General features: G+C 68.2%; 14 protein-coding genes. 7 read left to right on the forward strand and 7 right to left on the reverse strand.

What is annotated here, in order from left to right:
• Window positions 1–250 precede the first annotated feature (250 nt).
• Window positions 251–1,126: a LysR family transcriptional regulator gene (locus tag ACWDOP_RS31895; RefSeq protein ID WP_456348021.1), complete on the forward strand. Its 876-nt coding sequence runs from the start codon at window positions 251–253 to the stop codon at window positions 1,124–1,126.
• Between the two features lie 78 nt (window positions 1,127–1,204).
• Here the strand turns inward: ACWDOP_RS31895 and ACWDOP_RS31900 are convergent, their stop codons facing one another.
• Together ACWDOP_RS31900 and mca are read right to left on the reverse strand one after the other, a co-directional pair.
• Window positions 1,205–1,474 (reverse strand): hypothetical protein, encoded by a 270-nt coding sequence (locus ACWDOP_RS31900; protein ID WP_454202657.1) that lies wholly within the window; start codon window positions 1,472–1,474, stop codon window positions 1,205–1,207.
• A complete protein-coding gene (gene mca, locus ACWDOP_RS31905) occupies window positions 1,471–2,352 on the reverse strand; it encodes a mycothiol conjugate amidase Mca (protein WP_456348030.1) in 882 nt (293 codons plus the stop codon). Before mca ends, ACWDOP_RS31900 begins: the two co-directional genes overlap by 4 nt.
• Window positions 2,353–2,506: 154 nt before the next feature.
• Here mca and ACWDOP_RS31910 point away from each other — a divergent pair, with 154 nt between their 5' ends.
• Window positions 2,507–2,923 (forward strand): DUF4307 domain-containing protein, encoded by a 417-nt coding sequence (locus tag ACWDOP_RS31910; protein ID WP_456348022.1) that lies wholly within the window; start codon window positions 2,507–2,509, stop codon window positions 2,921–2,923.
• Window positions 2,924–3,168: 245 nt separating this feature from the next.
• A complete protein-coding gene (gene greA, locus ACWDOP_RS31915; RefSeq protein WP_354991300.1) occupies window positions 3,169–3,660 on the forward strand; it encodes a transcription elongation factor GreA in 492 nt (163 codons plus the stop codon).
• A 211-nt stretch (window positions 3,661–3,871) separates the two neighbouring features.
• On the opposite strand, the gene ACWDOP_RS31920 is transcribed toward greA, so the two are convergent.
• Window positions 3,872–5,017, reverse strand: coding sequence for a cystathionine gamma-synthase (locus ACWDOP_RS31920; RefSeq protein ID WP_454202655.1), 1,146 nt, complete (start codon window positions 5,015–5,017; stop codon window positions 3,872–3,874).
• Window positions 5,018–5,309: 292 nt separating this feature from the next.
• Here ACWDOP_RS31920 and ACWDOP_RS31925 point away from each other — a divergent pair, with 292 nt between their 5' ends.
• Together ACWDOP_RS31925 and ACWDOP_RS31930 are read left to right on the forward strand one after the other, a co-directional pair.
• Complete coding sequence (locus ACWDOP_RS31925) at window positions 5,310–6,485, forward strand: acyl-CoA dehydrogenase family protein (protein WP_456348023.1); 1,176 nt, start codon at window positions 5,310–5,312, stop codon at window positions 6,483–6,485.
• A gap of 96 nt (window positions 6,486–6,581) precedes the next feature.
• Window positions 6,582–6,926: a DUF6401 family natural product biosynthesis protein gene (locus ACWDOP_RS31930; RefSeq protein ID WP_454202653.1), complete on the forward strand. Its 345-nt coding sequence runs from the start codon at window positions 6,582–6,584 to the stop codon at window positions 6,924–6,926.
• A gap of 205 nt (window positions 6,927–7,131) precedes the next feature.
• Here ACWDOP_RS31930 and ACWDOP_RS31935 read toward each other — a convergent pair whose 3' ends face one another.
• From ACWDOP_RS31935 to ACWDOP_RS31950, 4 genes are all read right to left on the reverse strand, one after another.
• Window positions 7,132–8,139: a membrane protein gene (locus ACWDOP_RS31935; protein ID WP_456348024.1), complete on the reverse strand. Its 1,008-nt coding sequence runs from the start codon at window positions 8,137–8,139 to the stop codon at window positions 7,132–7,134.
• Window positions 8,140–8,385: 246 nt separating this feature from the next.
• Window positions 8,386–9,009, reverse strand: a complete 624-nt coding sequence (locus ACWDOP_RS31940) for a transglycosylase SLT domain-containing protein (protein ID WP_454202651.1) — start codon at window positions 9,007–9,009, stop codon at window positions 8,386–8,388.
• Between the two features lie 585 nt (window positions 9,010–9,594).
• Entirely contained in the window at window positions 9,595–10,719 is a 1,125-nt protein-coding gene (locus ACWDOP_RS31945) for an AbrB family transcriptional regulator (RefSeq protein WP_456348025.1), read from the reverse strand.
• 273 nt (window positions 10,720–10,992) lie between these two features.
• Window positions 10,993–12,381, reverse strand: a complete 1,389-nt coding sequence (locus ACWDOP_RS31950; protein ID WP_456348026.1) for a cystathionine beta-synthase — start codon at window positions 12,379–12,381, stop codon at window positions 10,993–10,995.
• 81 nt (window positions 12,382–12,462) lie between these two features.
• On the opposite strand from ACWDOP_RS31950, the gene ACWDOP_RS31955 reads away from it, so the two are divergent.
• Both ACWDOP_RS31955 and ACWDOP_RS31960 read left to right on the forward strand, forming a co-directional pair.
• Window positions 12,463–12,960 carry a hypothetical protein gene (locus ACWDOP_RS31955; protein WP_456348027.1) on the forward strand — a complete coding sequence of 166 codons (498 nt, stop codon included), beginning with the start codon at window positions 12,463–12,465 and terminating at the stop codon, window positions 12,958–12,960.
• Window positions 12,961–13,259: 299 nt separating this feature from the next.
• Entirely contained in the window at window positions 13,260–14,477 is a 1,218-nt protein-coding gene (locus tag ACWDOP_RS31960; protein WP_456348028.1) for an acetyl-CoA C-acetyltransferase, read from the forward strand.
• Window positions 14,478–14,739: the final 262 nt, after the last annotated feature.

Consider the following 14,739-nt stretch of genomic DNA (forward strand, 5'->3'; position numbering starts at 1 on the left):
CAAACCGCCTGGCCTGTTTAATATCTGGCGTTTGCCCTGGATCGGGACGGCCGTCGTCTCGCCGCCGCGCCGAAGCACAGCCCCGCATCGCCCCGGAACCCGCACGGAATCACTTCGAACCCGAACCCTGGCGCATCCGCAGCAATCTTCCGGAACACCGGCTGTGTCCCGTGTCACGCACACACGTGTCACATCGAAGACCCCCACGCTGTCCCCTGTACGACCCGCACACCGACCCGGAGGACCGGCCATGCTGGAAAGACCCGAGCTGGAGGCGTTTCTGACCCTCACCGAGGAACTGCACTTCGGCCGCACCGCCGACCGCATGCACGTGAGCACCGGCCGGGTCAGCCAGATCATTCGCAAACTCGAACGCCGCGTCGGCGCACCACTGTTCGAACGCAACAGCCGCGGCGTCGCCCTCACCCCGCTCGGCCTGCGCATGCACGAGGAGGTGCTGCCCGCGGCCCGGCAACTGCGCACCGCCCTGCACAACGCCCGCGCCCGGGCCCGGGGCCTCGAGCCCGGCCCGGAACCACCAGTCCTCCGGCCCGGCCCCGGCGAACACCGCCCGGATCGCCGACGCGCTGACACCGCAGGCGCGAGATGGCATTCTGCGGACAGCCGTCGCTCCGCACCGGAGCCGCACAGGGGAGAGACCATGGCCGCCCTCATCCGCATCCGGCACGTCAAGATTCCGGTCACCGACCTCGCCCGCAGCGTCGCCTGGTACCGGGACCTGCTGCGCCTGACCCTGGCCGCCGAATTCCGCGATCGGGGACAGCTGCGCGGAGCCCAGCTCATGGACGCGAGCGGCTTCGGCATCGCGCTGCGCGAACGCGAATTCTGCGCGAGCAAGCCCGATCTCGCGGGCTTCGACGTCGTCGCCCTCGAGGTCGGCGCCGTCACGGACCTGCACGAGCTGGCCGCCCGGGCCGACGAACTCGGCGCCGAGCACACCGGCGTCACCGACCGCGGCGCCTACGGCGCAGTCCTGGACCTCATCGATCCCGACGGCACCGTCGTGCGCGTGCTGGCGAACAATCCGCTGCACCCCGATCGCTTCGTCGGCGTGGACTCCGACGCCGAGGGCGGCTTCACCCTGTACAACACCCCCACCCTCTGACGGCCCGGTGAACGCCGACAACCCCGGTCCATCGACGGGACCGGGGTTGTCCGAAACAGCGTGGCGCGAGCGCTCGGGTCAGGCGGAATCCGCGGATTCGGGCTTGGCCGCGGGCTTGTCGAGCGTGGCGATGCCGTGCTCGGTGCCCTCGTCCGCCTCCTGATCCGGTTCCGGATGCTCCGGGGAGAAGGTCGCGGGCAGGTTCTTCAGGTGCTTGTTCATGTTGCGCACCAGCAGCACCGTGCCCGCCAGCAACAGCAGCACGATCACCAGACCCAGCGGTGACGCCTTGCCGAACTCCGGGCCGGTCGGCGAATTGTTGGTCTGGGCGAGCAGGTCGAGAATCATCGGGGGGCGTCCTCGGTGTCGGCGTCGTCGATACCCGCGAACAGGTCGGTCTCGGGGATGGCGGTGCGCACCCGGGTCTGCGCCAGCTCGAATTCCTCGGTCGGCCACATCTTCTGCTGCAATTCCGTGGGAATGGCGAAGAACGGGCCGTTGGGATCGATCTGGGTGGCGTGCGCGCGCAGCGCTTCGTCCCGGGCCGGGAAGTACTTGGCGCATTCGACCTGGGTGGTCACCCGCGACATGATGTCCCCGCGCTCGGCCGCGTAGCCCCGCATGCGGTCCATCCACTCCTGCATGGGGAAAGGCTCACCGCGCGAGGCGTATTCGTCGGCGAAGGCCTCCAGCCGGGCCAGGCTGAAACCGTGGTTGTAGTACAGCTTGAGCGGCGTCCACGGTGCACCCGCGTCCGGGAACTTCTCGGCGTCACCGGCGGTCTCGAACGCCGCAACCGACACCTTGTGGCACATGATGTGGTCGGGATGCGGGTAGCCGCCCATTTCGTCGTACGTGGTGATGACGTGCGGCTTGAACTCGCGCACGACGCGCACCAGCGCTTCGGTGGCCTCGTCCAGCGGCACCAGCGCGAAACTGCCCTCGGGCAGCGGCGGCAGCGGATCACCTTCGGGCAGACCGGAATCCACATACCCCAGCCACATCTGGTCGACGCCGAGCGCGGTGGCCGCGGCCGCCATCTCCTCGCGCCGCACCTCGCTGATGCGGTCCTTGATGCCCGGGGTATCCATGGCCGGATTGAGAATGTCGCCGCGTTCGCCACCGGTCAGGGTGACGACGAGCACCTCGTTACCTTCGGCCGCATAGCGCGCGGTGGTTGCCGCGCCCTTGCTGGATTCGTCGTCGGGGTGGGCGTGTACCGCCATGAGGCGAAGACCACTCACTTCGCGTTCACCTCACCGATCACTTTTTCACCTCATCGCTCTCCGCCGAGTCCAGGCAGGGGGTGTCCGATCTCCATTACCTATAGTTCCATCCGACCGTCCTTTGTTCCGACCTACCCCCCGGGAGCGTCCTGTCATGAGCGAGAGACCGGCCGATCGCTACGGGGTCGGGCGACGTAGGACCCCGCGCTGGCTGCCGCTGGCGCTGACCCTCGCGGTGGTCGTGGTCGGCTGCGGCGTGGCCTATCTGGGTTTCAAGCAGTACGGACCCAAGGACATCGAGCCCGAGCGCCTCGGCTACACGGTCGTCGACGATTCGACCGTCTCGGTGGATTTCAAGGTGACCCGCGACGACCCGGAGAAACCGGTCGTCTGCTACGTTCGCGCACTGGATGCCGACGGCGCCGAAGTCGGCCGGCGCGAGGTGCTCATACCGGGTTCCGACGCCGGCACGGTGCGCCTGACCACCACGCTGAAGACCTCCGCCCGGGCGGGCGCGGGCAATATCTACGGCTGCAGCGACGAAGTGCCCGCCTACCTGCGCGCCGGGTGAAAAGTCCGGTCCCTGACCCGCTTTGATGCTTCTACCTGCATCTATGCGATTCGTGCTAAAATAACGCAACACACGGTTCCGGGGTTCGGAGCCGTGTTTGCTGCATTGGCGGCCGGCGCTGTCGGGTACCTCCCCCAGGATCGCTCTTGCCGTCCGCTGTTGCCATGCCCGGCTCCGGTGGGTGCGGCAACGGATTTCAGAGGGAATCCCGGCTTGCCGGGGACAACTACTAGGGAGTGATCGAGATGACTGAGACAGTGACCTGGCTGACCCCGGAGTCGCACGAGAGGCTCACGAGCGAACTCGGCGCGCTCATTGCCAACCGTCCGGTCATTGCGGCCGAAATCAACGAGCGTCGCGAAGAGGGCGACCTCAAGGAGAACGGTGGCTACCACGCCGCGCGCGAGGAGCAGGGCCAGCAGGAGGCGCGGATCCGCCAGCTGCAGGAACTCCTCAACAACGCCAAGGTCGGCATCGCCCCGACCAAGTCCGGCGTCGCGCTGCCCGGCTCGGTCGTCAAGGTCTACTACGACGGCGACGAGAGCGACAGCGAGACCTTCCTCATCGCCACCCGCGAAGAAGGCCTGGGCAACTCCGAACTGGAGACCTACTCCCCCAACTCCCCGCTCGGCGGCGCGCTCATCGACGCGAAGGTCGGCGAGACCCGCGAGTACCAGCTGCCCAACGGCAAGGTCATGAAGGTGACCCTGGTGTCGGCGGAGCCGTACCACAGCTGAGGTAGGCGACACGAACATCGCGGCCCCCGGTCCCCATGGACCGGGGGCCGTCGTATGTGCGGGCGCACGACGCACAGGCCGGAGCAGGGGGCGCACGGTCCTGAGCGGTCGGCGCACAGACCGCACCGAACGACACGGCGTCGTAGACAAATGACGAAGCCCCGCACCGATTCCAGTGCGGGGCTTCGTCGTTGCCATGTGCGGGCGCTTCCTACGCGAGGGCCTGCTTGAGGTCTGCCAGCAGGTCGGCGATGTCCTCGATGCCGACCGAGAGGCGAACCAGGTCGGCGGGGACCTCGAGGGCCGAGCCGGCGGTGCTGGCGTGGGTCATGGCGCCCGGGTGCTCGATGAGCGACTCCACGCCGCCGAGGGACTCGGCCAGGGTGAAGATCTTCGTGCGGGCGCAGAAGTCCAGCGCCGCCGCCTGACCGCCGTGCACACGCACCGAGATCATGCCGCCGAACCGGCGCATCTGCTTCTGGGCGACCTCGTGGCTCGGGTGCTCGGCCAGGCCGGGGTAGATGACCTGCGCGATCTTGGGGTGGTTCGCCAGGAACTCGGCGATGGCCTCGGCGTTGTCGCAGTGCTTGTCCATGCGCAGGGCCAGGGTCTTGATGCCGCGCATGGTCAGGAACGCGTCGAACGGGCCCGGGACGCCGCCCGAGCCGTTCTGCAGGAACGCGAACTTGACGTCCAGCTCCTGATCGTTGGTGATCAGCGCGCCGCCGACCACGTCGGAGTGCCCGCCGATGTACTTGGTGGTCGAGTGCAGCACGATGTCCGCGCCCAGCAGCAGCGGCTGCTGCAGGTACGGGGAAGCGAAGGTGTTGTCCACCACCAGCTTCGCGCCACCGGCGTGCGCGACGTCGGCCAGCGCCGAGATGTCGCCGATGTTCAGCAGCGGGTTGGTCGGGGTCTCGACCCACACCAGCCGGGTGTTCGGGCGCATGGCCGCGGCCACCGCGGCCGGATCGTTCACGTGCGCCACCGAGTACTCGATGCCCCACTGGGTGAAGACCTTGTCGATGAGCCGGAAGGTGCCGCCATAGGCGTCATCCGGAATGACCAGGTGGTCACCCGGGCGCAGGATCGCGCGCAGCGCACAGTCGGTCGCGGCCATACCGGAGGAGAACGCCCGCCCGTAGGTACCGGATTCGAGCGCGGCCAGATTGGCCTCCAGGGCGGTACGGGTCGGGTTGCCCGTCCGCGCGTACTCGTAACCACCACGCATGCCGCCGACGCCGTCCTGGGCGAAGGTGGAGCTCGCGTAGATCGGCACATTCACCGCGCCGGTCTGGGGATCCGGCTCGTACCCGGCGTGCACCGCCCGCGTGGAGAAACCAAGCTGCTCACTCATACCGCCAGCCTAGGTCGCTCCGCGTTCGCCCCCTACCCCGGGCACGCGTCGCGTGTCCGAACTCACCCGCAAATCGGGCACATGGCCCCGACCAGCCGACTTGCCGGGCGCGCAATGGGACAGCATCGCCGCTCGCATCCCGCGGTCCCCCGGCGCCCGGATCCCATGGCCGGAGTTCCGAGCACGCGGGGGAACCGGGATGCTCGGGCCGCGCATCCGCGGCCGCGCCCGGGAAGCGCGAACGGCGAGCCGGGTCCTCGTGCGGGCCGGGCGCTGGTCCTAGGCTGAGCGCATGGTCTCCGTAGACGAACTGTTCGCCATCGACTCCCTGCTGAGCGCCGAGGAGCGCGAAATCCGCGACACCGTGCGCGCGTTCGCGAACGAGCGCCTGCGCCCGCACGTGGCGGAATGGTTCGAGGCCGGAACCTTCCCGGTGCGCGAGGTGGCGCCCGAACTCGGCAAGCTCGGACTGCTCGGCATGCACCTCGAGGGCTACGGCTGCGCGGGGACTTCGGCGACCGCGTACGGGCTGGCCTGCATGGAGGTCGAAGCCGTGGATTCCGGTGTGCGCAGCCTGGTTTCGGTACAGGGCTCGCTGGCGATGACCGCGATTCACAAGTACGGCTCCGAGGAGCAGAAGCAGCGCTGGCTGCCGGAGATGGCGGCCGGCCGGCTGATCGGCTGCTTCGGGCTCACCGAACCGGACTTCGGCTCCAACCCCGGCGGCATGCGCACCCGGGCCCGCCGCGACGGCGACGACTGGATCCTGGACGGCGCCAAGATGTGGATCACCAACGGCTCGGTGGCCGATGTCGCCATCATCTGGGCGCAGTCCCGCGAAGGCGAGCGCGACACCATCCGCGGCTTCGTGGTGCCCACGGACACACCGGGTTTCACCGCGCGCGAGATGCACCGCAAACTGTCGCTGCGCGCCTCGATCACCGCCGAACTCTCGTTCGACGGCGTGCGCCTGCCCGCCGACGCCCTGCTGCCGGAGGCGCGCGGGCTGGCCGCGCCGCTGGGTTGTCTGTCCGAGGCGCGCTTCGGCATCATCTTCGGCGCGCTCGGCGCGGCCCGCGACTGCCTGTCCGCCACCATCGAATACGCCCGCACGCGTGAGGTTTTCGACAAACCCCTGGCCGCGTACCAGCTGACCCAGGCCAAGCTCGCCGACATGGCGGTCGAACTCGGCAAGGGCCAGCTGCTGGCGCTGCACCTGGGCAGGCTCAAGGACCGCCACGAGATTCGCGCCGAGCAGATCAGCGCGGGCAAGCTCAACAGCACGCGCGAGGCCATCGCGATCGCCCGCGAATGCCGAACCATCCTGGGCGCCAACGGCATAACCCTGGACTACCCGGTGCTGCGGCACGCCAACAACCTGGAGTCGGTGCTCACCTACGAGGGCACGGCCGAGGTGCACCAGCTGGTCCTCGGCGAGGCACTGACCGGGTCCAAGGCCTTCCGCTGAGGACGGCCGCGAACTGCCGCGAAGTGACACTGGCGCAGATGCGCTATATCTCACAGCCCACTGCCGGGAGAGCACCCCGATTGCTAGCATGACCAGGTGTTATTGCCCGGCTCCGCGCTGCTCGTCGTTTCGGCGCGTAAGACTTTGAACCGCCTGCAACGCACGCACGGAAGTCCGGTCCGCTCGGCCGCTCGGGATTTCCCGGGCCTGCACGCGGTGCTCGATCAGCATGCCGCCGCCGTCCGCGACATTCTCGATATGGGCGTGGAGAATTCCAGCGTGGTCCCGACGAGCGTGCTGCTGGCCGGCTACGCACGCGGCCTGCTGGAGGATCTGCGCGAATCGGGCGAGCCGCTGCCCGACAGCGCCGGCCAGTGGCAGCGCGCGGACTGGGTGCATCTGCGCCTGGCCGCGGTCTGCGCGCTCGCGCACGCCGACTGAACGCTGTCGACGACCGAGCTTTCCCACCGAGCGCACGAGCCGGCCGAGTCGTGTGCACCCGGCGGAAGCGAGATCGGCGCGGTTGCCAGGTGCGCGGCCTGTCGGCACAGCAAACACTCCCCCAGGCAGCGAAGCGGCCCGCGTTCGGAAGAACGCGGGCCGCTTTTCGCCTCGTGCCGACGGGCCGGTTCGGCCCGGTCGTTTGCTACATCATTCCGGGCTGATTGCCACGATCGGGCATCTGACCACCCTGACCGGGGTAGCCCTGACCCTGATCCGGGTAACCCTGGCCCTGGTAGCCCTGCGCCTGACCGTGCTGCTGTCCACCCTGCGGGCCGTAACCCTGCGGCCGGTGGCCGGACGTGCCCGCCGACGGCTCCGCCCACTTCCCGGGCGGATTCTGGTGTGCGCCCACGGGCTGGTGCTGCTGCCCGCCCATGCCCTGACCCATCATGGCCTGCTGTTGCGAGGCGGCCGCACGCTGGCGGGCGGCATCCTCCCGGCCGCGCTGGTACGCCTCGGCATGCCCCTTCATCTCGGGCATCTCACCCTCGATGGTCTCGAGCCAGCCCTCCCAGCGCTGCTGCATGGGTCGCACCAGACCACCGCCGACACCGACGATCAGCACGCCGCCGATCACGGCGAGCACGGTGATGAGGATGGGCATGGTGACCGAGGTCGCCACCCCGATCTGATTGAGCGCGGCGATGAGGCCGACACCCCAGATGAACACCGCCGCAACACGTCCCATCATCCGGCCGTAGGACAGACCGCTGAGCACGTTCGCGATCAGGTCCATGACCACGCGGGCGATGGCGCCCGCGATGCAGACGATGACGATGGCGACGGCCAGTCGCGGCAGCCAGGCCACGATGCCGTTGAGCATGTCGCTGATGGGGTTCGGCCCGAAGACGCCGAAGCCCAGTTGCAGCGTGAGCAAGAGAACCGCGTAGTACGCCAGCTTCGCGATGATTCCGACCGCGTCGTACCGGCTGTCGGCCAGCATGTCCTTGATGCCGCCGCGCTCCACGAGCCGATCGAAGCCGACCTGATGCAGAATCCGCGTCACCAGCCTGGCCACGATCTTGGCCACGATCCAGCCGATGACCAGGATGGCCAGGAATCCGGCGAACTTGGGCACGAAGGTGGCGAACGAACTCCACGCGTCGGACAGCCCCTGCTGGATATCGATAGCCAAACTCGAGGTGTGCATAGAACCCCGTCCCTTCGCTACCTGTTCCGGTCCCGGCCGACTGCCGGAACCTGCTCCAAGGGCGATTTATACCCGCAGGCGATCGGCTCATTCGTCAGTTTGCGAAATAGTTGCCAAATCGGGTGCTCGGGCATTGCCGGGCGGCGAGTCGGCCGCGCCGGCAATCATCGGGACATGGGCCGGACGCGAAAGGTGCGTACCGAGTGACACTCGGTACGCACCTTGGGCCGAACAGGCCGGGGTGAATCAGTACGCGCTGTTGACGTTGTCCATCGAGCCGTAGCGGTCCGCGGCGTAGTTGCACGCGGCGACGATGTTGGAGACCGGGTTCCAGACATCGAACGGGGTGCCCTCGACGTGGTAGGCGGCGAAGGTCGGATCGATGACCTGGAGCAGACCCTTCGACGGGATGCCGTTGATGGCATTGATGTCGTACAGGTTGATGGCCTGCGGGTTACCGCTGGACTCGCGGATGATGTTGCGGAAGATGCCGTCGTAGCTGCCGGGGATGCCCTTGGCGGCCATGATGTCCAGCGCCTGACGGATCCAGCCGTCGAGGTTGTTCTCGTACACCGGGGCCGGCGGCGGAGCGATGGGCTCGGGCTCCGGCATGGGGGCGGGCGCGGGCACGACGGCGGCGGCAGCGGCCAGGGCGGCCTCGGCCGGGGTCTCGACGTGCTTTATCGCGGTCGGCGCGGCGACGGCGGCGGTGAGGGAGTCCTTGAGGGCCGCGGGCTGCACGTCGTCCGAGGCCGCACCGGCGGCGGTCACGATGGAGCCGAAGACGGTGAGGGCGAGGGCGGCGGTGCCGGCCGTGCGGGCGGCGGCGACCACCCGGCTGCGTTTGGCAGGGTCACGCAGAGCAGTCATGGCATTCGTAGGCATGGCGAATTTGATTCCTGTTCGGTTTCTGGGCTCGCAGGCCGAGAGAAGGCAGCGCTGATCAGGCGGGTACCATCGGTACTCCACTCCAGCGCTCGGGCTGTTTCGCGTTGCTGTTGTGAAACCCGTTACGGGCCAAGGAATTCTGACGCTGCAGGAATTCCGCGAAGAGGGTCTGCGGCCAATCGGGCCGCGGTGCCTCAGCGCACCGGTGTGATGATCACGTTCCTCATGTGAGTTCACATCTCCTTGCGTCAACCAGACCTGGGGTCTGTTTCCAACAAGGTCACAGCTTGATTGCGTCGAGTGAACACAGCCTGAACCAAAAGTGAACGGAAAGTGAACCGGCCCGAAGTGCACGCCGCTTACCTGCATTAATACATGCACTGACCTGCTGATTCATTTCGAAACGCAAAGTGGTTCGGATCACAGAAGTATTTCGGTCGAATGACGCGATATACCCCAAATCGACCATTTTTCCCGTGCCGGGGTACGCCTCAGGGCTGATCCGCGGGGCGCGAACCAGGCTCCGTGAGGGGTCCGTGACCTTCGAACTTCCGAGGGCTCGGGAGCTCAGGCGGGAGACTGCGCGGGCAGCGCTCGCGGCACCGTGAATCGGCGCAGAACCCGCATGAGCAGCGGGAGCGTCAGCATCACCAGCAGCAGGCGCAGGGTCTGCACGCTGGTGATCAGGGGCAGATTCGCGTTCATCTTGTCGGCGGTGGCGAGCACGGCGTTGATGCCGCCCGGCGTGGTGGCCAGATAGAGATCCGACATGTGCAGGTCCACGACATTGCCCAGCCCGAGCGCCAGCGCCGCCACGATGCCGCTCAGGGCCAGCACGGCCGCGGTCATCCCCGGAATCATGCGGGCCATCTGACGCACCACCTCGCGGGTGAAGCGGGTGCCGACCTCGAAACCGATCAGCACGAACAGCAGATCCTTGAACAGATGGGTCGGGGCGTAGCCGTGCGAGATGCCGGCCGCGGTGAGCAACGCGGTGATGAGCATGGGACCCAGCAGCGCGGCGTTGGGCAGACCGACCTTGCGCCCCAACCAGATTCCCAGCACGCACAGCATGATCGCGATGGAAATGCCCGCGACCTGATCGCCGCGGCCGACGATCATCCAGTACGGCAGATCGGGATTGGTCACGCCGCCGCCGAGTGTGGTTGTGCGATAGGAGATTCCGGCTTCCTCGTCGAGGATCGCGGCGATGGCGGGTGCGCTCAGCGCCACCAGCGCGACGCGCAGATACTGCATGAACGCCACCCGGCGCGGATCCGCGTCCAACTCGTCCGCGGCCGAGACCACCGCCGCCGAACCACCCGCCAGCAAACCCAGCGTGGCGGTGGGCACGTCGACCTTGGCCGCGCGCGCGAACACCAGGGCCACCCCCACGCTCACCAGAATGGTGGCGGCGGTGACGGCCAGCACCGGGAGCAGATCCAGCCCGATCGAGGTGAGCAGTTCCACCTGCAGGTAACTGCCCATCACGACGCCGAGCATCGCCTGCACGCCGACACCGACCTGCTTGGGCAGCGGCTGCGGCAGCCGGCCCGTCATGGCGAGCGCCGCGCCGACCACGATCGCCAGAATCATCTGCGGGGCCGGGAATCCCACGCGATCGAGCAGTGCCGCGCCGCCGAGGACCCCGGCCGACAACGCCACCCAGCTCAGCGCTTGCCTTCGGTTCATACGAGCCGATCCTGCTCGTCAACCATGAACGCAGAGTAACAGCGCAGTTATCGCGATTCCCGGGCCTTGTGATTTCCGATGCACAATCGAAAAACCAAGGGGCAGACCACAAATCACACGGCGGTAATTCGTGATTCGAGCCCGGAAAGCGACCGCCCGCCGGACGCGAAACGACCACCGCTACCGATGAGCGAGATACCGGTCCGCCACGAAACACGGCGCCCGACCGCACCTCGGGGGTGCGGACGGGCGCCGGGCGAAATCGTTGTCGCGCTAGACGAGCGAACCCTCGCTCAGGAACCCGAGCAGATCGTGCCGGGTGATGACGCCGACCGGCTTGCCGTCGTCGACCACCATGAGCGCGTCGGTGGACTCGAGCAGCTTGGTCGCCGCCGACACCGGCTCGCCCGAGCCGATGAGCGGGAAGCCCGGGCTCATGTGCTGCGCCACGGAATCGGTCAGCTTGGCGCGGCCTTCGAAGACCGCCGAGAGCAGGTCGCGCTCGGTCACGCTGCCCGCGACCTCGCCCGCCATGACCGGCGGCTCGGCGCCGACGACCGGCATCTGCGAGACGCCGTACTCGCGCAGGATCTCGATGGCGTCGCGCAGGGTCTCCTGCGGGTGGGTGTGCACCAGATCGGGCAGCTCGCCCGACTTGCCGCGCAGCACGTCGCCGACGTGGGTCTCGTCGGTCTTGCCGTCCAGGCGGCTGCGCAGGAAGCCGTAGGAGCTCATCCACTGATCGTTGAAGATCTTGGACAGGTAGCCGCGGCCACCGTCCGGCAGCAGCACGACCACGACCGCGTCCGGATCGCGCTCGGCGACCTTGAGCGCGGCCACGACGGCCATACCGCAGGAGCCGCCGACCAGCAGGCCCTCCTCGCGGGCCAGGCGACGGGTCATCTCGAAGGAATCGGCGTCCGAGACCGCGATGATCTCGTCCGGGATGGCCGGGTCGTAGGCGGTGGGCCAGAAGTCCTCGCCGACGCCCTCGACCAGGTACGGGCGGCCGGTGCCACCGGAGTACACCGAGCCCTCGGGATCCGCACCGATGATCTTGACCTTGCCGCCCGAGACTTCCTTCAGGTAGCGGCCGGTGCCGGAGATGGTGCCGCCGGTGCCGACGCCCGCCACGAAGTGCGTGACCTTGCCGTCGGTGTCGGCCCAGATCTCCGGGCCGGTGGTCTCGTAGTGCGACTCCGGGCCGCCCGGGTTGGAGTACTGGTTCGGCTTCCAGGCGCCCTCGATCTCCCGGACCAGGCGATCGGAGACGTTGTAGTAGCTGTCCGGATCCTCGGGCGCGACCGCGGTCGGGCAGACCACGACCTCGGCGCCGTAGGCGCGCAGCACGTTGCGCTTGTCCTCGGAAACCTTGTCCGGGCAGACGAACACGCACTTGTAGCCGCGCTGCTGCGCGACCAGCGCCAGGCCGACGCCGGTGTTGCCGGAGGTCGGTTCGACGATCGTGCCGCCGGGCTTCAGCAGCCCGGCCTCTTCGGCGGCGTCGATCATCTTGACGGCGATGCGGTCCTTCGAGCTGCCGCCCGGGTTCAGGTATTCCACCTTCGCCGCCACCAGGCCCGAGTTCGGACCCACCACGGAGTTCAGTCGAACGAGTGGAGTGTTTCCGATCAGATCGACCACGGAGTTAGCGATGCGCATACCCCTCATCGTTGCAGAAAGGATATCGGCGCCTACGCGCACGTAGGCGATCTCACGTCCGCGGGAAATTACCATCGCCGCATGAGGACGCCGAACCACCTGCGTGCCACCGTGCTCCTCGGGTGTCTCGCGACCGCGACAACGATCGCCGCGACCGCGCCGGCCCAGGCGCGGACCTACGAATTCCCCCAGCTACCAACCACGTTCCAGCCCGGCCCCTGCGGCGGATCCATCCGCACCTGGGCCGAGACCAGCCCCACCTACGCGGGCCGCGCCATTCTGAACATCCGGGCGAACCCGATCGCGGGCATCGGTCCAGGCCCCTGGATCTTCGCGCCGCTCTGCGAGAACCTGACCACCATCGCCTGGCGCAACACCACCACCGGCGCGGCCGGCGAATATCGGGTCAACGTCGTCGCGGGCATCTACGGCAGCATCCAGTACGCCCAGTTCCAGGACACCGGGCCGGGCCACATCGTGACGACGGTCTTCACCGACGGCCTGCACGTGCCCCAGGTCGGCGCCTTCGACGTCCCCGCCCCGGCCCCCTCCGCCGCCCCGGCACTCGAGGACGACTGAGCAACACAACCCTGCGAGCCACCCACCACCGCCCGGTCTCGTGGCGCTCAGGCAGCCTCGACGTCACCGCGGGATCCAGCCATCACGACCGGTCAAGTCGGCGTTGGTTTTTCGAAGAGTTTCCGACCTCCCCTTTTCCCGTCGGGTGCCGCTGCCGACAGGCAGCGGCACCCGAGAGCTCCCGCGAGTGAGGGCTATCCCACAGTTCAGTGATTGGGATACCGGCATACCGGGCGTAGGACGCCGAACACACCCGTCGTACATTCGAAGAGGTTCACTCACGCTAGTAAGGAGTCCTCATGGCTGAGGCCGTTATCGTTTCGTACGCCCGCTCCCCCATCGGTCGTGCGCACAAGGGTTCGCTGGTCGGCATGCGCCCGGACGACCTCGCGGCTCAGATGGTCCGCGCGGCCTTGGACAAGGTCCCCGCCCTGGCCGCCAGCGATATCGACGACCTCATGCTCGGCAGCGGCCAGCCCGCCGGTGAGGCCGGGTTCAACATGGCCCGCGCCGTGGCCGTGCAGCTGGGCTACGACTACCTGCCCGGTGTCACCGTCAACCGCTACTGCTCCTCCTCGCTGCAGACCACCCGGATGGCCTTCCACGCCATCAAGGCGGGCGAGGGCGACGTGTTCATCTCCGCCGGCGTCGAGACCGTGTCGCGCTTCCCGAAGGGCACCGCCGACGGCTGGCCCGACACCCACAACCTGCTGTTCGCCGATGCCGAGGCCCGCACCAAGGCGACCTCCGCGGCCAACACCTCGTGGGTCGACCCGCGCGAGAACGACCTGCTGCCGGACGTCTACATCGGCATGGGCGAGACCGCCGAGAACGTCGCGACCTTCACCGGCATCTCCCGCGAGGACCAGGACCACTGGGGCGTGCGCTCGCAGCAGCGTGCCGAGGAGGCCATCAAGGCCGGCTTCTTCGAGCGTGAGATCACCCCGGTGACCCTGCCCGACGGCACCGTCGTCTCCACCGACGACGGCCCGCGCGCCGGCACCACCTACGAGAAGATCTCGCAGCTCAAGCCGGTCTTCCGCGCCGACGGCACCGTCACCGCCGGTAACGCCTGCCCGCTGAACGACGGCGCCGCCGCGCTCGTCGTCATGAGCGACACCAAGGCCAAGGCGCTGGGCCTGACCCCCCTCGCCCGCGTCGTGTCCACCGGCGTGTCCGGCCTGTCCCCCGAGATCATGGGCCTGGGCCCGATCGAGGCGGTCAAGAAGGCGCTGAACAACGCCAACCTCACCGTCGGCGATCTCGACCTCTACGAGATCAACGAGGCCTTCGCCGTTCAGGTCCTGGGCTCGGCCCGCGCCCTGAAGCTGGACGAGGACAAGCTGAACATCTCCGGTGGCGCGATCGCCCTCGGCCACCCGTTCGGCATGACCGGCGCCCGCATCACCGCGACCCTGATCAACAACCTCCAGACCCAGGACAAGCAGTTCGGCCTGGAGACCATGTGTGTCGGCGGCGGCCAGGGCATGGCGATGATCATCGAGCGGCTGAGCTGAGCTCACCCGCCTCGGCCTTCGGCCGGAAAGGGGAAATTGGGGGCCCTGCCCCCAAACCCCCACATGAGTGGAGGAATTGGGCCCTCTCCCATATCGCGGCAGCCGCGCGACCGTCAGGTCGCGCGGCTAGCCGATCAGCGCCGCGCGATTCTCCTCGCGGCAGGCGGCGAAGGTTGCCCGCGCCCCCGGCGCACGCGGCCGTCGATTCGTTCTACACCTACCGCGGCGCCACGCCCCTGGGCGATCTCGCCCCGGGCACCGT

Source organism: Nocardia sp. NPDC003693 (assembly GCF_053981095.1).